At 72.3% G+C, this 21053-nt stretch carries 18 protein-coding genes; 15 read left to right on the top strand and 3 right to left on the bottom strand.

The window, feature by feature from the left end; translation table 11 throughout:
* Positions 1–48: 48 nt before the first annotated feature.
* Complete coding sequence (gene glgX, locus HEK131_RS24460) at positions 49–2286, bottom strand: glycogen debranching protein GlgX (protein WP_244337041.1); 2238 nt, start codon at positions 2284–2286, stop codon at positions 49–51.
* 237 nt (positions 2287–2523) lie between these two features.
* On the opposite strand from glgX, the gene HEK131_RS24455 reads away from it, so the two are divergent.
* The 5 genes from HEK131_RS24455 to HEK131_RS24435 all read left to right on the top strand — a co-directional run bounded on the left by HEK131_RS24455 (position 2524) and on the right by HEK131_RS24435 (position 7518).
* A complete protein-coding gene (locus HEK131_RS24455) occupies positions 2524–3756 on the top strand; it encodes a L,D-transpeptidase (protein ID WP_244337040.1) in 1233 nt (410 codons plus the stop codon).
* Positions 3757–3921: 165 nt separating this feature from the next.
* A complete protein-coding gene (locus tag HEK131_RS24450) occupies positions 3922–5154 on the top strand; it encodes a L,D-transpeptidase (RefSeq protein ID WP_217461792.1) in 1233 nt (410 codons plus the stop codon).
* 77 nt (positions 5155–5231) lie between these two features.
* Positions 5232–5999, top strand: coding sequence for an enoyl-CoA hydratase/isomerase family protein (locus HEK131_RS24445; RefSeq protein WP_244337038.1), 768 nt, complete (start codon positions 5232–5234; stop codon positions 5997–5999).
* Positions 6000–6305: 306 nt separating this feature from the next.
* Positions 6306–6809 carry an ATP-binding protein gene (locus HEK131_RS24440; RefSeq protein WP_161148833.1) on the top strand — a complete coding sequence of 168 codons (504 nt, stop codon included), beginning with the start codon at positions 6306–6308 and terminating at the stop codon, positions 6807–6809.
* 88 nt (positions 6810–6897) lie between these two features.
* Positions 6898–7518, top strand: coding sequence for an ADP-ribosyltransferase (locus HEK131_RS24435; protein ID WP_244337037.1), 621 nt, complete (start codon positions 6898–6900; stop codon positions 7516–7518).
* On the opposite strand, the gene HEK131_RS24430 is transcribed toward HEK131_RS24435, so the two are convergent.
* Positions 7472–8137, bottom strand: coding sequence for a GNAT family N-acetyltransferase (locus tag HEK131_RS24430; RefSeq protein ID WP_244337036.1), 666 nt, complete (start codon positions 8135–8137; stop codon positions 7472–7474). The two genes, HEK131_RS24435 and HEK131_RS24430, sit on opposite strands and share 47 nt — an antisense overlap.
* Before the next feature lie 109 nt (positions 8138–8246).
* Between HEK131_RS24430 and HEK131_RS24425 the strand changes: the two genes are divergently transcribed.
* Entirely contained in the window at positions 8247–8459 is a 213-nt protein-coding gene (locus HEK131_RS24425) for an EF-hand domain-containing protein (protein ID WP_161148749.1), read from the top strand.
* Between the two features lie 43 nt (positions 8460–8502).
* Here the strand turns inward: HEK131_RS24425 and HEK131_RS24420 are convergent, their stop codons facing one another.
* Positions 8503–9060, bottom strand: a complete 558-nt coding sequence (locus HEK131_RS24420; RefSeq protein WP_217461789.1) for a GH25 family lysozyme — start codon at positions 9058–9060, stop codon at positions 8503–8505.
* A gap of 371 nt (positions 9061–9431) precedes the next feature.
* On the opposite strand from HEK131_RS24420, the gene proB reads away from it, so the two are divergent.
* From proB to HEK131_RS24375, 9 genes are read left to right on the top strand one after another with little or no spacing between them, the layout of a single operon-like run.
* On the top strand, positions 9432–10508 hold the full coding sequence (gene proB / locus HEK131_RS24415) for a glutamate 5-kinase (protein WP_244337035.1): 1077 nt from the start codon (positions 9432–9434) through the stop codon (positions 10506–10508).
* Positions 10505–11749, top strand: coding sequence for a glutamate-5-semialdehyde dehydrogenase (locus tag HEK131_RS24410; protein ID WP_217461807.1), 1245 nt, complete (start codon positions 10505–10507; stop codon positions 11747–11749). The genes proB and HEK131_RS24410 overlap by 4 nt, the downstream gene beginning before the upstream one ends.
* Positions 11739–12917 (top strand): pyridoxal phosphate-dependent aminotransferase, encoded by a 1179-nt coding sequence (locus HEK131_RS24405; protein ID WP_244337033.1) that lies wholly within the window; start codon positions 11739–11741, stop codon positions 12915–12917. The genes HEK131_RS24410 and HEK131_RS24405 overlap by 11 nt, the downstream gene beginning before the upstream one ends.
* A 60-nt stretch (positions 12918–12977) precedes the next feature.
* The gene (locus tag HEK131_RS24400; RefSeq protein WP_217461786.1) at positions 12978–13202 is read left to right on the top strand and encodes an MbtH family protein; all 225 of its coding nucleotides are present in this window, start codon (positions 12978–12980) and stop codon (positions 13200–13202) included.
* The gene (locus tag HEK131_RS24395; RefSeq protein ID WP_244337032.1) at positions 13199–14920 is read left to right on the top strand and encodes an ABC transporter ATP-binding protein; all 1722 of its coding nucleotides are present in this window, start codon (positions 13199–13201) and stop codon (positions 14918–14920) included. The genes HEK131_RS24400 and HEK131_RS24395 overlap by 4 nt, the downstream gene beginning before the upstream one ends.
* Positions 14917–16659 (top strand): ABC transporter ATP-binding protein, encoded by a 1743-nt coding sequence (locus tag HEK131_RS24390; protein ID WP_217461784.1) that lies wholly within the window; start codon positions 14917–14919, stop codon positions 16657–16659. Before HEK131_RS24395 ends, HEK131_RS24390 begins: the two co-directional genes overlap by 4 nt.
* A complete protein-coding gene (locus HEK131_RS24385) occupies positions 16634–17941 on the top strand; it encodes a hypothetical protein (protein WP_244337031.1) in 1308 nt (435 codons plus the stop codon). Before HEK131_RS24390 ends, HEK131_RS24385 begins: the two co-directional genes overlap by 26 nt.
* Positions 17938–20298 carry a condensation domain-containing protein gene (locus tag HEK131_RS24380; protein ID WP_244337030.1) on the top strand — a complete coding sequence of 787 codons (2361 nt, stop codon included), beginning with the start codon at positions 17938–17940 and terminating at the stop codon, positions 20296–20298. The genes HEK131_RS24385 and HEK131_RS24380 overlap by 4 nt, the downstream gene beginning before the upstream one ends.
* Positions 20291–21046 (top strand): hypothetical protein, encoded by a 756-nt coding sequence (locus HEK131_RS24375; RefSeq protein WP_244337029.1) that lies wholly within the window; start codon positions 20291–20293, stop codon positions 21044–21046. Before HEK131_RS24380 ends, HEK131_RS24375 begins: the two co-directional genes overlap by 8 nt.
* The last annotated feature ends 7 nt before the right edge of the window (positions 21047–21053 follow it).

Genomic DNA, 21053 nt, shown 5'->3' with positions numbered 1-21053 from the left:
ACCGGCCCCCCTCCGGCCCACCGAGTTTTCCGGCCCCCTTGCGCAGCCTCAGACGACCCGCAGCAGCAGCACCGTCCGTGCGGGCACCGTGACTTCCGTGCCCGCGGCGAGGACCGTGTCCGGCGCGCTGCGCTGCTCCTCGTCCGAGGTGTCGACCACCACCTCGTAGCCCGTGGCCCAGGGGGCGCCCGGAAGGGTGAAGCCGGTCGGTTCGGCGCCCGCGTGCAGCACGGCGAGGAAGCTGTCGTCCACCACCGGCGCGCCCCGCTCGTCCCGCCCCGGGATGTCCCGGCCGGACAGATACATGCCGAGCGTGGCGGCGGGCGCGTACCAGTCGCCCTCGGTCATCTCCGCGCCCCTTGCGGTGAACCAGGCCAGGTCCCTGAGGCCGTCCGCCGAGTGCGCCCGGCCGGAGAAGAACGCCCGGCGGTGCAGCACCGGGTGCCGGTGGCGCAGCGCGATCAGCCGGCAGGTCAGGTCGAACAGGGGCCGCCAGTCCGGGTCGTCCAGCAGGGACCAGTCCAGCCAGCTCAGCTCGCCGTCCTGGCAGTAGGCGTTGTTGTTGCCGCCCTGGGTGCGGCCCAGCTCGTCCCCGGCGACCAGCATCGGCACCCCGGTGGACAGCAGCAGCGTGGTCAGCAGGTTCCGCAACTGCCTGCGCCGCAGCGCCCGTACGTCCGCGTCACCGGTCTCGCCCTCGGCGCCGCAGTTCCAGGAGCGGTTGTCGTCGGTGCCGTCCCGGTTGTCCTCGCCGTTGGCCTCGTTGTGCTTGCCGTGGTACGAGACCAGGTCGCGCAGGGTGAAACCGTCGTGCGCGGTGACGAAGTTGACCGAGGCGTACGGGCGGCGGCCGCCCCAGGCGTAGAGGTCGCTGGAACCGGACAGCCGGTAGCCCATCTCGCGGACGTCGGGGAGCGCGTGCCGCCAGAAGTCGCGCACGGTGTCGCGGTAGCGGTCGTTCCACTCCGTCCACAGCGGCGGGAAGGCGCCCACCTGGTACCCGCCCGAGCCGATGTCCCACGGCTCGGCGATCAGCTTCACCCGGCGCAGCACCGGGTCCTGGGCGATGACGGCCAGAAAGGGCGACAGCATGTCGACGTCGTGCATCGAGCGGGCCAGCGCCGCCGCCAGGTCGAAGCGGAAGCCGTCCACGCCCATCTCGGTCACCCAGTAGCGCAGCGAGTCCGTGATCAGCCGCAGCACCTGGGGCTGGACCACGTGCAGGGTGTTGCCGCAGCCGGTGTAGTCGGCGTACCGGCGGGCGTCGTGCTGGAGGCGGTAGTAGCCCCGGTTGTCGATGCCCTTCAGGGAGAGGGTGGGGCCGAGTTCGCCCGCCTCGGCGGTGTGGTTGTAGACCACGTCGAGGATCACCTCGATGCCCGCCGCGTGCAGCGCGCGCACCATCCGCTTGAACTCGCCGACCTGCTCACCCGTGGTGCCCGAGGCCGCGTAGGCCGCGTGCGGGGCGAAGTAGCCGATGGAGTTGTAGCCCCAGTAGTTCTTCAGGCCCCGGCGCAGCAGGTGGTCCTCGTGCGCGAACTGGTGGACGGGGAGCAGCTCCACCGCGGTGACGCCCAGCTTCACCAGGTGCTCGATCGCCGCCGGGTGCGCGAGACCGGCGTAGGTGCCGCGCAGTTCCTCCGGGATGCCGGGGTGGAGCTTGGTGAAGCCCTTGACGTGCAGCTCGTAGATGACCGAGTCCGCCCACGGCGTCTTGGGCCGGCGGTCGTCGGACCAGTCGTCGTCGTCGTGCACCACCACGCCCTTGGGCACGAACGGCGCCGAGTCCCGCTCGTCGCGCACGGTGTCCGCGTACCCCTGGTCCGGCCAGTCCCGCACATGGCCGTACACCTCCGGCGGCAGCGCGAACTCGCCGTCCACCGCGCGGGCGTACGGGTCGAGCAGCAGCTTCGCCGGGTTCCAGCGGGCGCCGGTCCAGGGGTCCCAGCGGCCCTCCACCCGGTAGCCGTAGCGCCGGCCGGGCAGCACACCCGGCACGAAGCCGTGCCAGATCTCGTGCGTCAGCTCGGTCAGCCGGACCTGGGTCTCCCGGCCCCGCTCGTCGAACAGGCACAGCCGCACCGCCTCCGCACCGCCCGCCCACAGCGCGAAGTTGGTGCCCGCCACCCCGTCCGGGCCGGTGCGGAACCGGGCCCCCAGCGGGGTCGGCGTCCCCGGCCACACGGACGGCGCAGCGCGCAGGGCGCCGCGCACCGGGGAAGTGGCGGTCCCGCTCTGTGCGGGCGGCTCTCCGGCCCGTGCCCGCTGCTCGGCTGCGCTCGTCACCAGTCGGCCCCTTCTTCCAGTGGCTCGGCCTTCCGGGGCGCGACCGGCCGCGCCGAAGGGCCGACCGCACCACGGGCTCTTCTGGCCCGCGGCACGCTCGGCCGACCGGTACGGCTGCGCCCCGACGGCTCCGGCGCGGGCGCGGCGGCTCCCCTTCGCGTCGTCCTTCCCTCTGTTCTGCCCATCCGTGGGGTCGCACTCACGTTTCCCCGGAGCGTGCCCCGTCGTTGTGTCGGCGTGAGGCACGTACAAGGACGCGCGCGGCGCGCGCTGGCCGCACTGGCCACGGCACTTTCATGGGCGGGACTGCTGGCCGGGGCCGCCGGCTGCACCGCGGACGGCTCCGGACCCCTGGGCATCGGCGGCCCGCCGGGCAGACCCCCGGCCGTCGAGGACGTCATCCGCGTCACCCCCGACGACGGCGGCAAGGAGGTGCGCCCCGAGCAGCGGCTGCGGGTGCGGGTGCCCGAAGGACGGCTGGAGAAGGTCACGGTGACCCGCTCCCAGGACGCGCAGGACACCGCCGTCACCGGCCGTATCGGCCCGGACGGCCGCACCTGGCGGCCGGACGACGACAAGCTGGCGCTGGCCGCCCGGTACACCGTGGACGCGGTGGCCGTGGACGGCGACGGCCGCCGCTCGGCCCGGCACACCAGCTTCACCACCTACGTCCCCGACCAGCGGTTCATCGGTTACGTCACTCCGGAGAACCGCTCCACGGTCGGCACCGGGATGATCGTCTCCCTCTCCTTCAGCCGGGACATCACCGATCAGGCCGCCGTGGAGAAGGCGGTACGGGTCACCGCGAAGCCGGCCGTGGACATCCGCGCCCACTGGTTCGGCAGGAACCGGCTGGACTTCCGCCCCGAGCGCTACTGGAAACCCGGCACCGAGGTCACCGTCGACCTCGCCCTGCGGGACGTGGAGGGGACGCCCGGCGTCTACGGGCTCCAGCGCAAGACGATCTCCTTCACCGTCGGCCGCAGCCAGGTCTCCCTGGTCGACGCGGCCGCGCACACCATGCAGGTGCGCCGGGACGGCGAGCTGCTGGCCACCGTGCCGATCACCGCGGGCGCCCCGAAGACGCCCACGTACAACGGCAAGATGGTGGTGATGGACATGCTGGAGGTCACCCGCATGAACAGCCAGACGGTCGGCTTCGGCGGGGAGTACGACATCCCGGACGTGCCGCACGCCATGAAGCTCACCGACTCCGGCACCTTCCTGCACGGCAACTACTGGTCGCCCGACTCTCCCGGCGAGGTCAACGTCAGCCACGGCTGCGTGGGGCTCCGCGACGTGAAGGGCGGCGGCGCGGACACCCCGGCGGGCTGGTTCTTCGACCGCAGCCTCGTGGGGGACGTGATCGAGGTCGTCCACAGCAAGGACAAGACGGTCTCCCCGGACAACGGCCTCAGCGGGTGGAACATGGCATGGAAGCAGTGGAAGGCGGGCAGCGTGCTCAAGTGACCGGGTGAGCTGGGGGATTCCGGGTTTCGGCGACTGGTTGAAGTTGCGACTGAACGGTGACATTCGGCGGACGCCGAGCCCGGAAACCGGCGGCTAGCATGCCCAGATGTGCGCGGGACGCGCCGGGGTGTGGGCCTGTGGCCAGGTCCGGGAGGGGAGAACGACTTGAACGTGCGGCCGATATCGGGGGCTTCGGGGGTAAGTCGGCACAGGGGTCGTAAGGGGCTGGCGCTCATGGCGGGCGCGCTCATGCTGTCGCTCGCCGCGTGCGGTGGCGGCGAGAACCCGGGGGGCGGTTCGGACAACGCCAAGAACAAGGACTCGGCCCAGGACAAGCAGTCCTCGGCCGCGGTCACCATCGCGCCCGAGTCCGGGGCCAAGGCCGTGGACACCAGCGGCGCGCTGAAGGTGAAGGTCGCCGGGGGCCGGCTGACCAGCGTCGTCGTCAAGGACGCCAAGGGCACGGAGGTCGACGGCACCCTCGCCCAGGGCGGCGCGGCCTGGACGCCGGCCCGGCACCTGGCCGCCGCAACCAAGTACACGGTGCACGCGGTCGCCGAGGACTCGCGGGGCCGCAAGGCCGCCGAGGACTCCAGCTTCACCACGCTGACGCCCGAGAACACCTTCATGGGCACCTTCACGCCGGAGGACGGGTCCACCGTCGGCGTCGGCATGCCGTTCTCCCTGCGCTTCACGCGGGGCATCACCGACCCGGCCGCCGTCGAGAAGGCCATCCGGATCAAGACCGAGCCCGCGGTGGACGTCGAGAGCCACTGGTTCGGCAACGACCGCCTGGACTTCCGCCCGGAGAACTACTGGAAGGCCGGCACCAAGGTCACCGTCGACCTCGACCTGGACGGTGTCGAGGGCCGCGACGGGGTCTACGGCAAGCAGCGCAAGACGGTGAAGTTCACCATCGGGCGCAGCCAGATCTCCTACGTCGACGCGGACAAGCACACCATGAAGGTCACGCGGGACGGCAAGACCCTCAAGACCCTCCCGGTCACCACCGGCAAGCCCGGTTACGAGACCTGGAACGGCAAGATGGTCATGACCGAGAAGCTCACCGTGACCCGCATGAACGGCGAGACGGTCGGCTACGGCGGCGAGTACGACATCAAGGACGTGCCGCACGCCATCCGCCTCACCGACTCCGGCACCTTCATCCACGGCAACTACTGGGGTGGCGGCGCCTTCGGCAACTTCAACGCCAGCCACGGCTGCGTCGGCCTGCGCGACGTGCGCGGCGGGTACGACGGCGGCGTCCCGGCAGCCTGGTTCTTCAACAAGTCCATGGTCGGCGACGTGGTGATCGTCAAGAACTCCCACGACCGCACGGTCTCCCCGGACAACGGCCTCAACGGCTGGAACATGAGCTGGGCGGACTGGAAGAAGTAAGCACCGCGTACGCGGGCCCGGCGCTGTGAGCAACGGCACCGGGCCCGTCGGCGTTAGTGGCCGTTAACCTGGCGCGCATGACCGTGAATCTCGAAGTCGCCGAAGGCGTCGGCACGCTGCGCCTGGACCGGCCGCCGATGAACGCACTGGACGTCGCCACGCAGGACCGGCTGAAGGAGCTCGCCGAGGAGGCCACGCGCCGCGAGGACGTGCGCGCAGTCGTGCTCTACGGCGGGGAGAAGGTGTTCGCGGCGGGCGCGGACATCAAGGAGATGCAGGCGATGGACCACACCGCGATGGTCCTGCGCGCCCGCGCCCTCCAGGACGCCTTCACCGCCGTCGCCCGCATCCCCAAGCCCGTCGTCGCCGCCGTCACCGGGTACGCGCTCGGCGGCGGCTGCGAGCTGGCACTGTGCGCGGACTACCGGATCGCCGGCGACAACGCCAAGCTGGGCCAGCCCGAGATCCTGCTCGGCCTCATCCCCGGCGCGGGCGGCACCCAGCGCCTCGCCCGGCTGATCGGTCCCTCCAAGGCGAAGAACCTCATCTTCACCGGCCGCATGGTGAAGGCCGACGAGGCCCTCGCCCTCGGCCTGGTGGACCGGGTCGTCCCGGCCGCCGAGGTGTACGAGCAGGCGCACGCCTGGGCCGCCCGGCTCGCCCAGGGGCCGGCGCTCGCGCTGCGCGCCGCGAAGGAGTCGGTCGACGCCGGGCTGGAGACCGACATCGACACCGGGCTGACGATCGAGCGGAACTGGTTCGCGGGGCTGTTCGCCACCGAGGACCGCGAGCGGGGCATGCGCAGCTTCGTGGAGGAGGGGCCGGGCAAGGCCAAGTTCCTCTGAGCACCGGCGCGCCAGGGCCCGCCGGTCGGAAGAAAGACCCTTGTGGTCCTTGCAATTGACGCGTCGTCTGATTCGGGTCTCTCGGCGGGCCGGTTTATGGGAGCCTTAACCGCACCTTAAGCCTGCCTCGCCGAGGGAGCCGCACGATTGCCCGGAACCGAGCCGTCGCCGCAGGTCGACCGGGCTGTCGCCGGACTCGACCTGCCATCGGCATATGCCGATCGACTGGAGCAGAGCGGGGGCGCACGGGGGGCGTATTCCTCCGGATCGGCCCCGGAGGCCCTCTGTGACGGCCATCATGGGGGCATGGCGGGGCTGGATGGCATCGATCAGCCACGGGGACACAGCCGTGCTGCCGCGGCGCGCTGGTCGCCCGCGGTCGAGGACGAACAAGGGCTCAGAGCGCTCGAACTCTTCGGCAATCCGACGGAGGCGGAGGTTCCGCTGCCGTCCCGTCCCGAGTCCGCCGCCACCGCGCGCAGACTCGCCCAGATCGTCATCCTGCGGCACTGGGGGCTGAGCCCCAAGATGACCGAGGACGCGGTCTTACTCGTCTCCGAACTCGTGGGCAACGCCGTACGGCACACCGGCGCCCGCGTGTTCGGACTCCGGATGCGCCGCCGGCGCGGCTGGGTCCGCGTCGAGGTGCGCGACCCCTCGCGGGGGCTGCCCTGTCTGATGCCGGTGCAGGAGATGGACATCAGCGGGCGGGGACTGTTCCTGGTGGACAAGCTCGCCGACCGCTGGGGCGTCGACCTGCTGCCCCGGGGCAAGACCACCTGGTTCGAGATGCGGGTCGCCGACCGCTAGCGGCTCATCCGGTCTCCGGTCAGGAGACACGCCCCCGATGGGGTGATGATCCACCGGCCGTACCTGCCGAACCGCCATCGTGCGGGGCATGATCGCAATTCGTCTGCGGCGGAGCATCACCGCCGCCGCCCTCTCCGTCGGCGCCGTCCTCGCCACCGCCGCGGCCTCGCCCGCCACGGCGCCCGCCACCGCCCCGGCCGGCCTGAAGGCGCGCGCCGCCGCGCCCGCCTGTCCGCAGTTCCAGGACAAGGTCCACGCCGCCGCCGACCGCCGGGTCGACGTCGACCGGATCACCCCGGACCCGGTGTGGCGCTCCGGCTGCGGCACGCTGTACCGCAGCGACAGCCGCGGCCCGGCCATCGTCTTCGAAGAGGGCTTCCTGCCCAGGGACGTGGTGAACGGCCAGTACGACGTCGAGCAGTACGTCCTGGTCAACCAGCCCTCGCCGTACGTCTCCACCACCTACGACCACGACCTGTACAAGACCTGGTACAAGTCGGGCTACAACTACTACATCGACGCCCCCGGCGGCGTGGACGTCAACAAGACCATCGGTGACACCCACAAGTGGGCCGACCAGGTCGAGGTCGCCTTCCCCGGCGGCATCCAGCGCCAGTACGTCATCGGCGTCTGCCCGGTCGACAAGGCCACCAAGACCGAGATCATGAGCAACTGCCAGAGCAACCCGTACTACCGCCCGTGGCACTGAGCAGCACCTCGGCACCGACGGCCCGGTAGCCCGCCGCCAGGAACGCCCGCACGCTGCGGGCGTTCCCCGGTGCCACCTGAGCCCACACCGGCTCGCCCGCCAACTGCCGGGCGGCTGTGGCCAGCGCCCGCCCCAGCCCCCGGTGCCGGGCCTCCTCGCCCACCTCGACGGCCACCTCCAGCCGCCCGCCCAGCCCGCGTCCGAGGACCAGCACCCCGCCGTCCGCCTCCCACACCCGTACCGCGTCCCGCCGCGCCGTCGCGCGGACCACCCGTGGATGACCCGTGTCCGCGATCTCCCGCAGCTCCATGGCGGGCCGCCCCGGCAGCGGTGCGCCGACCAGCAGGGCGTCGACGGTCTCCGCCGTGCGTCCGGTGCGGTCCATGAGCGCCGTGAGGAAGCGGGGGTGCAGCGGGGCGGCGAGCGGATCGTGGTCCAGGGCGGCCAGAGACGCGCGTATCCAGGCCGGGTCCTCGTCGGTGACGACGACCGCGTGTGCGGTGAACGCCAGTACCCCGGCATCCCGTCGTGAGGGCTGGGGCAGGATCGTCACGCCGCCGTCCGGTGGCGGGAACAGGCCTCGCGCCACCCCGGCCAGCAGTTCCGTCAAGGTCTCCATGGGGCCCGCCTCCCGGTCCGGCGCACCGGTGCGCCGTGCGGAGCGTTAATCTGACCAGCGGCAGTACGCCGGCACGGTTTGAGAAGAACGAGTACAGAGGGGCGGATCGGTGGCGGACATCGAAGAAGCACGCAAGCAGTTCCAGCGGATCGACGCGGACGGCGACGGGTTCATCACCGCGGCCGAGTTCAAGTCCGCGCTCGCCCAGCAGGGCGACTTCAACGTCACCGAGACGGTGGCCGAGGCCGTCATCAAGACCCGCGACATCGACGGCGACAAGGTGCTGTCGTTCGACGAGTTCTGGGCCTACCTGAGCAAGTGACGCGACCGGGAGGGGTGTCCGCGTCGTGCGGACACCCCTCCCGTCACCTCCCGGTCGCCCACTCCTTGAGGTCGGCCTTGCTGTCGAAGTCCGCCACGTTCTTGTCGTGCGGCTCCGAGGTGTACTGGTGGAACAGCCACTTCGCCTTGATCCGGGGCTTGCCCGCGCTCACGTAGTCGGCGATCCACAGGCCGTCGCCCGCGTACGACGTGGTGTCGATGTTCAGCCAGTAGTCCCGGTTGGTGTACAGCACCACCCGGTTGTCGGGCCGCAGCGCGCGCAGCTTGCGGATGAAGGTGTCCTTCTCCGCGTTGCTCGCGTGCGTGCCGTCACCGGTGACCTCCCAGTCGACGGCCAGGATGTCGCCCGGCCGGTCCGGGGCGTGGCTGAGGAAGTACTCGGCCTGATCGCCGAGGTTGCCCGGCCACAGGAAGTGGTAGAAGCCCGTGACCAGACCAGCGTCGCGCGCCGTCTTCGTCTGGGCCGCGAGTCTGGAGTTGACGTACGAACGGCCCTCCGTCGCCTTGATGAAGGCGAACGAGAGACCGCCGGTGTCGTACGACGAGGACTGGAACGCGCTGACGTCGATGCCATGGAGCATGAAGGTCTTGTGCCCCCCGTGCACCCGGTCGGAACATTTCCCTCCGCCCGCGTCCACGACCCGTCCCGTCAACCCGACGCCGCCGCAAGCCAATTCGCGGTGACGAACCCCTTGACTTTCTGAGCTGGTACGAAGAAGACTTCTCGAAGTTGCCGCAGTGTGCCCGCAAGCGCCCCGGAGGATTCCGGTGGCCCGTGCACCGCGTGCCGTTCCCACGACGCCCTCGGGATCTCCGAGCGGCGTCGCACTTGTTTTCGCCGCTCATCGTTGTCTGCTCCATCCTCTGCCCATCCTCTGCTCCATCCTCTGCTTCATCCTCTGCTTCATCCGCGTACGACGGGGGTGCGGACGTGTTGCCCGAAACAGAAGCGTTGCCCGCAGCAGAAGCCACGGCGTCGTCGTGCGTCGTCATCAAGATCGGCAGTTCCTCCCTGGTCGAGGGAGCGGGGGTCGACGCCGCCAAGGCGGACGTCGTCGCCGCCATGGTGCGGCGGCTGCGGGACGAGGGCCTGACGGCCGTCGTCGTCGCCTCCGGCGCCATCGCGCTCGGCCGGAGCACCCTGGGCGAGGGCCCCGGCGAGGCCGGGACGCGCAGGCAGGTCATGGCCGCCCTCGGCCAGGGCCCGCACTTCCAGGCGGTCGGTGCCGCCTTCGCCCGGCAGGGCCTGACCTCGGCCCAGTTCCTGCTCACCCCGCGCGACATCTGGGACCCCGAGCACGGCGTCTCCGTCCGCGCGGCCCTGCTGCACACCCTGGCGGCCGGGGTCGTCCCCGTCGTCAACGAGAACGACGCGATCATGGTGCGCAACAACGACGTGCTCGCCGCCCTGCTCGCCGCCCGCCTCGGCGCCCGCACCCTGATGCTGCTCACCGACGTGGACGGCCTCTACGACCGCAACCCCCGGCTGCACCCCGACGCCCGCCGCATCGACGTCGTGGACGGCATCACCGCCGGCCTGGAGGCGGCCGCCACCGGCGCGGACTCGGCGCACGGCACCGGAGGCATGGCGGCCAAGCTCGGCGCCGCCCGGATCGCCACCCGCAGCGGCGTCCCCACCGTCATCGCCCGCTTCGACGGCGCCGACGCGGCCGTCGAGGCATGCCGGGGCCGGCCGCGCGGAACCCTGGTGCGTGCCACCAGGACGGCCGACCCCCTGCACGCCCTGTGGTCCGCCTTCGCCCAGCCCCCCGGCGGCCGCCTGGTCTGCACCCCGGACGGCGAGGCGGCGCTCGCCGCGCGCGGACCGCTCGACCGGCAGGGCGTCGCCGCCGCCGACGGCGACTTCCCGGCCGGGACCGTCATCGACCTCGTCACGGCACACGGTGACCTCCTCGCCCGCGGCCGCGCCCGCGCGGGTGCCAAGGAGATCACCCGGCTCCCGGCCGGAACGCCGGTGCTGCATCCCGATGAATACGTCAGCCTGCTGGAGGTAGAACCGTGTCCGTGATCGACATCTGCCGTGCTGCCAAGGAGGCCGCCGCCGAACTCCGCGTACTGCGGACGGAGGTGAAGGACACCGCCCTGAACGCCATGGCGGACGCCCTGGAGACCCACCGGGACCGGCTGATCGAGGCCAACGCCGTCGATGTGGACAAGGCCCGCGCCGCCGGGGTCTCGGCCACCCTCGTGGACCGGCTGACGCTGACCGACTCCCGGATCGCCGGGATGGTCCGCGCCATCCGCGTCATCACCGGCCTGCCCGACCCGGTCGGCCTCGGCGTCGGCCGCCAGGAACGCCCCAACGGCCTGGTCATCGAGCAGGTACGCGAACCCCTCGGCGTGGTCGCCGTCATCTACGAGGCCCGCCCCAACGTCACCGCCGACGTGGCCGCGCTCTGCCTGAAGTCCGGCAACGCGGCCGTGCTGCGCGGCTCTTCCATCGCCTACCACAGCAACGCCGCCATCATCGAGGTCCTCCGGGAGGCCCTGGCGGGAGTCGAGGGCATCCCGGACGACGCCGTCCAGCTCATCCACGACGTCTCCCGCGAGGCCGCGCTGGAACTGCTGCGCGCCAAGGGCTACATCGACCTGCTGGTGCCGCGCGGCGGCCCGGAGCTGATCCGCACGGTCGAGGAGAACGCCACCGTCCCCACCGTCATCGACGGCGACGGCAACTGCCACACCTACGTCGACGCCACCGCCGACCCCGAGATGGCCACCGCCATCGTGGTCAACGCCAAGACGTCCCGGCCCAGCGTGTGCAACGCCATGGAGACCCTGCTGGTCCACCGCGACCTCGCCGAGGAGTGGCTGCCGGGCGCGCTGGACGAGCTGAAGGGGCTCGGCGTCGAGGTGCGCGGCTGCGAGCGGGTGCGCGCGGTGTGGCCCGCGGCGGTCCCGGCCGAGGAGAAGGACTGGGGCACCGAGTACCTGGACCTGATCCTCGCCGTGAAGGTCGTGGACGACCTGGACGAGGCCATCGCCCACATCGGCAGGTGGGGCACGATGAACGCGGACGGCATCGTCGCCCAGGACATCGCCGTCGCCCAGCGCTTCACCCGCGCCGTCAGCACCGGCTCCGTCTTCGTCAACACCTCCACCCGGTACTCCGACGGCGGCGAGTTCGGCTACGGCGTCGAGATCGGCGTCTCCACGCAGAAGCTGCACAGCCGGGGCCCGATGGGCCTGGAGTCGCTGACCTCGGTGAAGAACGTGGTGTGGGGGAACGGGCAGGTCCGTGTCCTCTGACCCCGCCGGGACCCCCGGCCGGAACCGGCCCGCACGGCTCGACGCCATCGGCCAGGCGTCCTCCATCGCCGTCAACAACCTCGTCTACGAGATGAAGGAGGCCGGCCGGGACGTCATCACCCTGTCCCTCGGCGAAGCCTTCTTCGACCTGCCGCTGCCCGCGTTCGCCGCGGGCACCGGCGTCGACCTGCACCACTACACCCACTCACGGGGCGTGCCGCGCCTGCGCGAGCGGCTCGCCGCCTACTACCGGGACGAGTGCCGGGTCCCCGTCGACCCCGAGCGCGAACTCGTCGTCACCGCGGGCTCCAAGATGGCCCTGTTCATGGCGCTGCTCGCGGTCGTCGGCCCCGGCGACGAGGTCCTGGTCCGCGAGCCGCTGTGGGTCAGCTACCCCGACCAGATCCGGCTGGCCGGGGGCGTCCCGGTGGCCGTACCGCACCAGGTGCCGGTCGGCGAGCTGAAGAACCACATCACCCCGCGTACCCGCGCCATCGTCGTCAACAACCCGCAGAACCCGTCGGGAAACCTGCTCACCACCGACGAGGTGGCCGAGCTGCACCGGCTGGCCGACCGCTACGGGCTGACCCTGATCGCGGACGAGGCGTACAACGAATTCGTGCCGCTGGGCGCGGAGTTCGTGTCCCTCGGGGTGCACGACCCGGAGAAGCGGCACACGGTGATCTGCAACTCGATGTCCAAGAACTACGGCATATCGGGCTGGCGGGTCGGCTACCTCATCGGCTCCGGCGCCTTCCTCGACGACGTGCTCAAGCTCCAGCAGCACATCGTCACCTGCGCCCCCTCGATCCTGTGCCACTTCCTCGCCGAGCACTTCACCGGCCTGCTCGCGGTGACCCGCCCGCAGATCGCGGAGGTGGTCGCCCGGCGCAACCGCGTCGAGAAGACGCTCACCGCCGCCGGGATCGAAACCCTCGCCGGGGATTCGACGTTCTATCTGTTCGCCGACATCGGCCGCACCGGCGCCGACAGCGAACGGTTCGCCCGCGACCTGCTGCTGGACCACGGGGTCAGCGTCGTCCCCGGCAGCGGGTACGGCGAATCCTGCGCGGGCTTCGTACGCGTCTCCGTCGGCGCGGAACCGGAGGCGCGCGTGAGTGCCGGGGTCGACCGGCTGATCGCGGCCGCCGCCCCGGCCCGCCGGTGAGCCGGGCACCGCCCGACCGACCCCCGGCCCGGCACGACAGCAGCGAGAGAGAAGAAGGACATGAGCGACAGCCAGGACACCGTGACCTACCAGGTCGTCGTCAACCACGAGGAGCAGTACTCGATCTGGCCGGTGGACGACCCGATGCCCCCCGGCTGGACGGCGAGCGGCCCCTGCGGCCCCAAGGCCGAGTGCCTCGCCCACATCGAAGAGGTGTGGACCGACATGCGTCCGCTCAGCCTGCGCCGCCACATGGAGCGGGCCGAGTCGGCGGGCGAGCGGTGAAGCAGCGCGTCTCCCTCCTCTGGAGGTACCTGCGGGGCCACCGGGTCCGGGCGTCCGTGCTGGGGGTCCTGGTCATGGGCAACGTCGCCCTGACCGTGCTCAACCCGCAGTGGCTGGGCCGCTTCATCGACGGCGCCCAGGACGGCCGTGGCGCGGACGCCCTGGTCGACATCGCGCTCGTCTTCATCGCCCTGACCGTGCTCAACCAGTGCCTCGTCGCCGCCGCCGGCTACCTCGCCGAGGACCTGAGCTGGCGCGCGACCAACACCCTGCGCACGGACCTCGCCGAGCACTGCCTCGACCTGGACATGTCCTTCCACAAGGAGCACACACCGGGTGAGCTGATCGAGCGCATCGACGGCGACGTGGCCACGATGGGGAACTTCTTCTCCACCTTCGTCTTCCACGTCCTCGCCAACGCGATCCTGGCCGTCGGCATCGTCGTCGTGAGCTTCTTCGCCGACTGGCGCACCGGCCTCACCCTGCTGCTGTTCGCACTGCTCGTGCTGCCGCTGGTCCGCGTCGCCCAGCGCCGCGCCAAGCCGTACTTCACCGCCATGCGGCAGACCAACGCCGAGATCTCCAGCTTCCTGGAGGAGAGCGTCAGCGCCACCGAGGACGTGCGCGGAAACGGCGCCGAACGCTACGTCATGGCCCGCCTCGACGGCCTGCTGGACCGCTTCCGCAAGCTGATGAAGGTCGAGGCCATCGCGGTCCGCGCCTCCTCCAGCGTGCTGGAGACCAGCGTCTCCCTGGCGACCGGCGCCATCTTCGCCCTCGGCGCCTACCTCATCTCGCACGGCCGGATGGAGCTGGGCCAGCTCTACGTGTCGTACTTCTACACCAGCATGCTCTCCATGGCGCTGTTCCGGATCGCCTACCGCGCCGACGGCCTCCAGGTCGCCCTCGCCGGCATGGACCGCACCGCCGAGATCCTCGGCACCGAGAGCCGTATCGCGGACACCGGCACCACGCCGTTCCCCGCCGCGCCGGTCACCGTCGAGCTCGAGAACGTCCACTTCTCGTACGCCGCCGGGCGCACCACGCTCGACGACGTCAGCCTCACCATCCCGGCCGGGCAGTCGCTGGCGCTCCTCGGCCGCACCGGCAGCGGCAAGACCACCGTGGCGCGGCTGCTGCACCGGGCCATGGACGCCGACCGGGGCGCCATCCGCTTCTCCGGCGTCGACATCCGCGACATCCCGCTGGACGAACTGCACCGGCACGTCGGCGTGGTCACCCAGGACGTGCACATCTTCCGGGCCAGCGTCCGCGACAACCTCACCATGTTCGACCCGGACATCACCGACGAGCAGGTCTGGAAGGCGCTCGACGGGCTCGCCGTCGCCGACTGGATCCGGCAGCAGCCCGAGGGCCTGGACACCGTCCTGGAGGGCGGCACCGGCGCCCTGTCCGCCGGTCAGGCCCAGCTCATCGCGCTGGCGCGGGTGTTCCTGCGCGACCCGGCCGTGGTGATCCTGGACGAGGCGTCGTCCCGGCTCGACCCCGCCACGGAACAGCTCACCGGCCGCGCGACGGCCGAACTCATGGAAGGCCGGACCACGCTGGTGATCGCCCACCATCTGTCCACCATCAAAGACCTGGACCACGTGGTGATCCTCCAGGACGGCCGGGTCCGCGAGGCCGGGGAGCGGGCCGCGCTCGCCGCCGACCCCGGCTCCCACCTGTCCTCCCTGCTCGCGGGGAGTGCCGCGTGAAGGCCTACCAGACCTTCGGCCGGGTGGTGCGCTCCGCGCCCGGACCGTTCACCGTCAACTTCCTGCTCCAACTGGTGCGCAGCGGCATCCTCGTGGTGCCCGGCCTGATCGTGCGGGAGATCTTCAACCGGCTCTCCGGCGACGCACACCTCGACAGCGGACTGTGGCTGCTGATCGCCCTCCTGGTCGCGGTCGCCCTGGTCCGCGTCGGCGGCCTGATCGCCTGCGTCGCCTACGACGGCATCTGCGAGGCCCACGGCCAGGCCCTGCTCACCCGCAGCGCCGTCCGCGCCCTGCTCGCCCGGCCCGGAGCCACCGCGCTGCGGATGCCCGCCGGTGACGCGGTGAACCGGCTGGTCGCCGACACCGCCAACGCCGCCTCCATGGTGGGCTACACCTTCATGGTGTCCGGCGCGGCCGTGCAGGCGCTGGGCGCGCTCGTCATCATGCTGGCCATCGACCCCGTCGTCACCGCCGTGGTCTGTGTGCCGCTGGTGCTCGCCGGGATCGTCATCAACACCGCGAGCAAGCGCATCCGCAAGTACCACAGCGGCAGCCGCGCCGCCGCGGGCGAGGTGAACGCGTTCCTCGGTGAGATGCTCGGCTCGGTCCAGGCCATCCGGCTCGCCGGGGCCAAGGGGCAGATCATGTCCCGGCTCGGCACCCTGAACGAGGACCGGCGCAAGAAGACCCTGCAGAGCCGGCTGTTCACCGATGTCTTCCTGGCCTCGGTGTGGACCAACACCTCCGCGCTCGGCACCGGTGTCGTCCTCGCCCTCACCGCCAAGAGCATCACCGACGGCACCTTCACCGTCGGCGACCTCGCCCTCTTCGTCATCTACGTCGGCTGGGTCACCGACTTCACCTCCCTGTTCAGCCAGAACCTCGCCCTGTACAAGGCGTCCGGGGCCTCGCTGGAGCGGCTGGAGGAGGTCGCGCCGGGCGCCGTCACCGAGGTGCTCGAGCCGGACCCGGTACGGCTGCCCGCGCCCCGCGAGGAGCTGCGCACCCTGGAGGTGGACGGCCTCACCTGCCGCTACCCCGGCTCCGCGAACGGCGTCGACGACATCAGCTTCCGCCTGGAGCAGGGCCAGTTGGTCGTGCTCACCGGCAAGACCGGCTCCGGCAAGACCACCGTGCTGCGCGGGGTGCTCGGCCTGCTGGAGCGGCAGGGCGGCCAGGTGCGGTGGAACGGCGAGGACAGCAGCCGGATCGCCCCGCCGCGCGCCGCCTACACCCCGCAGGTGCCGCGGCTGTTCTCCGCGCCCGTCCGGGAGAACATCGAACTCGGCGCGGCCGAGGACGAGGACGCGCTGCGCGCGGTCCTGCGCACGGCCGTCCTGGAGGAGGACGTGCGGGGCCTGGACGACGGCGTGGACACGGTCGTCGGGCACAAGGGCACCAAGCTCTCCGGCGGACAGGTCCAACGCGTCGCCGCCGCCCGCATGTTCGCCCGCGAACCCGAGCTGCTCGTCTTCGACGACATCTCCAGCGCGCTCGACGGCCCGACCGAGCGCCGCCTCTGGCAGGGCCTGCGGGAGCGCCGCAGTCTCTCGCCCCTGACCTGCCTGGCCGTCTCCCACCGGCGGGAGACCTTCCGCGAGGCCGACCACATCGTCGTCCTCGACGAGGGCCGGGTCGTCGCCCAGGGCACGCTCGACGAACTGCTCGGCACCAGTGACCGCATGCGTGAGCTGTGGGAGGGAAGAGCTGATGAACCTCAGCCTGACAACGCGTAGGAAGGGCACGGAGGTCTTCCTCGCCGACCTGGGCGACGGGACGCACGGGCTGCCCGCCCATGAGGCGTCCATGCCCACCGAGATCCGCGCCCACCTCGCCGAGCGGCACGGCCTCGACACCGTCTACCTCGGCCCGCTGGCCCACCTGGGCGACGGGCTGCGGGTGCACGCGCTGGAGGCGCGCGGCGCCGACGACGCCAGGGGCGACTGGTACGACGCGGCCCGGCTGGCCCGGGTCGCCTTCGCCCCCGGCCAGCCCGCCGGGCTCGTCGCCGAGCGCCTCTCCGGTGGCGCGGCGCTGCCCGAGGTGCCGTGGACCGAGCCGGGCTGGCTCGCCCGCGCCGGCGCCTGGGCCGGGTCGGAACTCGCCCGGCACGGCACCCCCGCCACCGCGGAGCCCGAGCAACTGATCGTCTCCCCCTGGGCGTGCACCCTGCGCATCCCGGCCGGGGACACCCACGCCTTCCTCAAGGCCGCCCCGCACCCCTTCCCCTACGAGCCCGACCTGACCGCGCTGCTGCGGGACCGGTTCCCCGAGCACACCGTCCCGCTGATCGCCCGCCACCCCGACGAGCACTGGATGCTCTCCCTCGACATCGGCGAGGCACGGGTGGTCGAGGAGGACCTCACCGAGGAGCACCTCCCCATCTACCGGCGGGCGCTCGGCAGTTACGCCCGCATGCAGCACCGGCTGGCGGGGGAGACGGACGCCCTGCTGGCCCTCGGGGTCCCCGACCGCCGCCCGGCCACCCTGCCCGACCTGTACGACGAGATCCTCGACGACACCTACTGGCTCGCCGGGGACCTCGAGGGCGGTATCGGTGAGGCCGACCAGCGCCGGCTGCGGGCCTACGCCCCCGAGTTCCGCGCCACGTGCGAGGAACTGGCCGCCGCCGCGCTGCCCGACACCCTGCTCAACGTCGACTGGTGGCACGGCAACCTGTCCTTCCGCGACCAGGGCGACGTGATGTTCGACTGGGCGGAGAGCGTCGTCGGGAACCCCCTGTACTCGCTCACCACCATCGACCGGGTCACCGAGGTCGGCGCCATGCCGGAGTTCTTCCGGGACGCCCTCGCGGGCACCTACCTGGAAGCCTGGGAGGAGTGGGCCTCGCCCGCGGAACTGCTGCGCCTGCGCGAACTGGCCCGGCCCGGCGCGATCCTGTGCCGGGTGCAGACCTGGCGCCAGTGCGTACGGCTGCACGCGGACGCCGACCGCTACGCGCGCGACCGGCTCAGCGTCGCCGCCAATCTCAGCCGCCTGCTTCCGCTGGTGAAGTGAGGAGTGCCGTGAAGGCGTTCGCCAGGACGAGAATCCCGCGCCGGGGACAGGCGGACCTCGCCCCGGTCTCCGAGACCCAGCGCTCGATGTGGTTCCTGGAGCAGGCGGGCCGGGCCGGTGCCTACAACATCGGCCTGTCCGTGCGCATCGGCGGCCCGCTGGACCCACAGGCGCTGCGCCGGGCCCTGCTGGCCGTCGCCCGCCGCCACGAGACCCTCCGCTCGGTGTTCGTCGTCGAGGGCGGCGAGGTCCGGGTCCGGGTGCTGCCGGTGGAGGAGTTCGCGGAGCTGCTGTTCCCGGCCGACTGGGACGGCAGCGCCGAGGCCCCCTTCGCGCTGGACGGCGGCCCGCTCTTCCGCGCCCGGCTGACCTCCGCCTCCCCGGACGAGCACCTGCTGCTGCTCTGCTTCCACCACGTCGTCTACGACGGCGGTTCCGCCGCCCTCTTCTGGGACGACCTGTGGCAGGCGTACACGGGCGCCGAACTCCCCGACCTGGACATCCAGTACGCCGATTACGCGGCCTGGCAGCAGGAGCGGCTGGACGGCGGGGTGCTGGCCCGGCAGACCCGCTGGTGGGCCGAGCGCCTGGCCGACGCCCCGATCCTGAGCACCGTCCCCCCGGACCGGCCCCGCCCCGCCCGGCGCACCGGCGAGGGACGGGAGGTGCGGGTGCGCGTGCCCGCCGGGACGTACGGCGCGCTGGTGGAGCTGGCCCGCGCGGAGACGGCCACCGTGTACATGGTGGTGCTGGCCGCGCTGCAGGCGATGATCGGGCTCGCCTCGGGCCGTACCGACGTGCTGGTGGGCTCGCCGGTCTCCGGCCGGGTACGGTCCGAACTCCGGCCGCTGATCGGCTGCTTCGTCAACACCCTGGTCATGCGCGCCGACCTGGCGGGCGACCCGTCCTTCCTGGACCACCTGCGCCGCACCCGGCTCCAGGTGCTGGACGCCCTGGACCACCAGGAGGTCCCCTTCGACCGGGTGGTGGAGAGCGCCAACCCGCTCCGGCTGCCCGGCACCTCCCCGCTGTTCCAGGTGCTCTACGCCCATCAGGGAACCTCCGGCGAGGTCGTACCGCCCCCGGCCGGGCTGACCGCCGAGCCGGTGGACGAGCGCACGTCCACCGCCAAGTTCGACCTCCTGGTCACCACCTGGGAGGAGGACGACGGCCTGGTGCTGAGCCTGGAGTACGCCACCGAGCTGTACGACGACAAGAGCGCCGACCGGTTCCTCGGGGAGCTGCTGGAGCTGCTGACCCGGGCGGTCACCGACCCCGGCACCCCCCTGGGCGCCCTCGGCACGGTCCCCTGGGCCCCACCGGCGGCCGAGGCCGGTCCCGAGCCGTCGGCCCCGGAACCGGACGACGCCCCGTGGAGCCCGACCGAGGAGTTCCTGCGGGACGTCTGGGCGAGGCTGCTGGGCCGTACGGACATCGGCCGGCGGGCCGACTTCTTCGACCTCGGCGGGCACTCGTTCACGGGCATCCGGATGCTCAACCGGGTGCGGCTGGAGTACGGCGTCGACCTGCCCGCCGGGGTGCTGTTCGAGGCCCGCACCATCGAGGGGCTCGCGGCGGCCGTCGACCGCGGCCTGCGCGGCACCGAGCCCGCCGAACTGGTCCGGCTCGCCCCCGGCGAGGGACCGCCGCTGCTCCTGGTCCACCCGGTCGGCGGCGGCATCACCTGCTACGTCCCGCTGGCCCGGCGACTGCCGATGCCGGTGTACGGGATCGAGGCCGTCGGCCTGGACAGCGTGGAGGCGATGGCCGACGCCTATCTGACGGCCGCCGCCCCGCTGCTCGAAGAGGGGCCGGTCGCCTTCGGCGGCTGGTCGATGGGCGGGGTCGTCGCCTTCGAGATGGCCCGCCGCTTCGAGGCCGCCTCCGGGCGGACGGTCCCGGTGGTGCTGATCGACAGCCATGTCCCCGACCCCGGTGCCGGGACACCGGGCGAGGCCGACCTCGTGCGGTGGTTCGCGCGGGACTGGGGCACCTCGGCGGGCATCGACCTCGGGGACGGGATCACCGGCCGGGCGGAGCTGTGGCGGCGCGCGGAGGAGCGCGGGCTGCTGGACCCCGGCCGGGACGGGGACGCCGTCCGGCGGATGCTGGAGCGGTTCGAGACCAACATCGGGGCGGTCGGCCGGTTCCGGGTGCCGTCCGGACACCGGGGTCCGGTGCGGCTGCTGGCCGCCGCCGGGGAGACCTGGGCCGCCGAGGACCGGGGCTGGGGCGCCGTCACCTCGGGCGGGCTCACCGTCGCCCCCGTGCCGGGCGACCACTACGGGATCATGGCCGACCCCGCGCTGCCCGGCGGGATCGGAAGCTTCCTGGAGAGCGCGGTGTGCCATGACTGACGTACTGCTGGCCCTGGACTTCCCCGGCCGACGGGACGAGGCCCGGATCGCCGACCTGCGGCTGGAGGAGGCGGGCTGGAAGGTCGAGTACGCACTGACGGCGCCGTACAGCCGGGTGCCGGACGCCGGGGCGCAGGCCGCCGAACTCGCCGCGCGCCGCACGGGCCCGGCCCCGCGCGCGGTGCTCGCCTACTGCATGGCGGCCCCGCTCGCGCACGAGCTGGCCGCGCTGCTCAGCCCGCCCGGAGCGCCCGTACCGCTGGTGCTGTTCGACGGCGAGCCGGGCCGGCCGGAGGCGGTGCGGGACGCGGCCCGTACGGTCGCCGGGCAGTTGACCGGCGGGGCCGCGCAGGCGCTGGACGAGGACGCCGACCTGCTCTCCGACGCGGCCCTGACCGGCCGGCCCGAGGAGGTGATGGCGGCCGTCGAGGACCGGATGAACCGGCTGGCCGCCGAGGTGTTCCGGGACGACGGCTTCGACGAGACGGAAGCCTGGAAGGCCGCGACGCAGGTGTCCGGCTTCTACCTGGACTGGATCGCCCATCTGACCGCTTCCCTGCACACCGCCCGGCCCGCCTGGGGCGGCCGCGTCGAGCACATCCGCACCCCCGGCCACCAGGGCCCGCGGCGCTGGCCGGGCGCGGGCACCACCGAGAACCACCTCGTGGACTGCGGCCGCAACGACCTGCTGCGCGACCCCCGCACCAGGGAGCTGGCCCTCACCCTGCTCGGCCCGCCCACCGCATGACGGGCCC

Source organism: Streptomyces seoulensis (assembly GCF_022846655.1).
Lineage (GTDB): Bacteria > Actinomycetota > Actinomycetes > Streptomycetales > Streptomycetaceae > Streptomyces.
Note: the sequence above shows the minus strand (reverse complement) of the source record. Positions and strands in the feature narration are given on the sequence as shown.

Bases quoted from the DNA above. Each gene is read 5' to 3' on its own strand.
- HEK131_RS24445 (WP_244337038.1), top strand. From the start codon at position 5,232: ATGACCGTGAATCTCGAAGTCGCCGAAGGCGTCGGCACGCTGCGCCTG.
- HEK131_RS24440 (WP_161148833.1), top strand. From the start codon at position 6,306: ATGGCGGGGCTGGATGGCATCGATCAGCCACGGGGACACAGCCGTGCT.
- HEK131_RS24435 (WP_244337037.1), top strand. From the start codon at position 6,898: ATGATCGCAATTCGTCTGCGGCGGAGCATCACCGCCGCCGCCCTCTCC.
- HEK131_RS24430 (WP_244337036.1), bottom strand. From the start codon at position 8,137: ATGGAGACCTTGACGGAACTGCTGGCCGGGGTGGCGCGAGGCCTGTTC.
- HEK131_RS24420 (WP_217461789.1), bottom strand. From the start codon at position 9,060: ATGCTCCATGGCATCGACGTCAGCGCGTTCCAGTCCTCGTCGTACGAC.
- HEK131_RS24400 (WP_217461786.1), top strand. From the start codon at position 12,978: ATGAGCGACAGCCAGGACACCGTGACCTACCAGGTCGTCGTCAACCAC.
- HEK131_RS24385 (WP_244337031.1), top strand. From the start codon at position 16,634: ATGAACCTCAGCCTGACAACGCGTAGGAAGGGCACGGAGGTCTTCCTC.
- HEK131_RS24375 (WP_244337029.1), top strand. From the start codon at position 20,291: ATGACTGACGTACTGCTGGCCCTGGACTTCCCCGGCCGACGGGACGAG.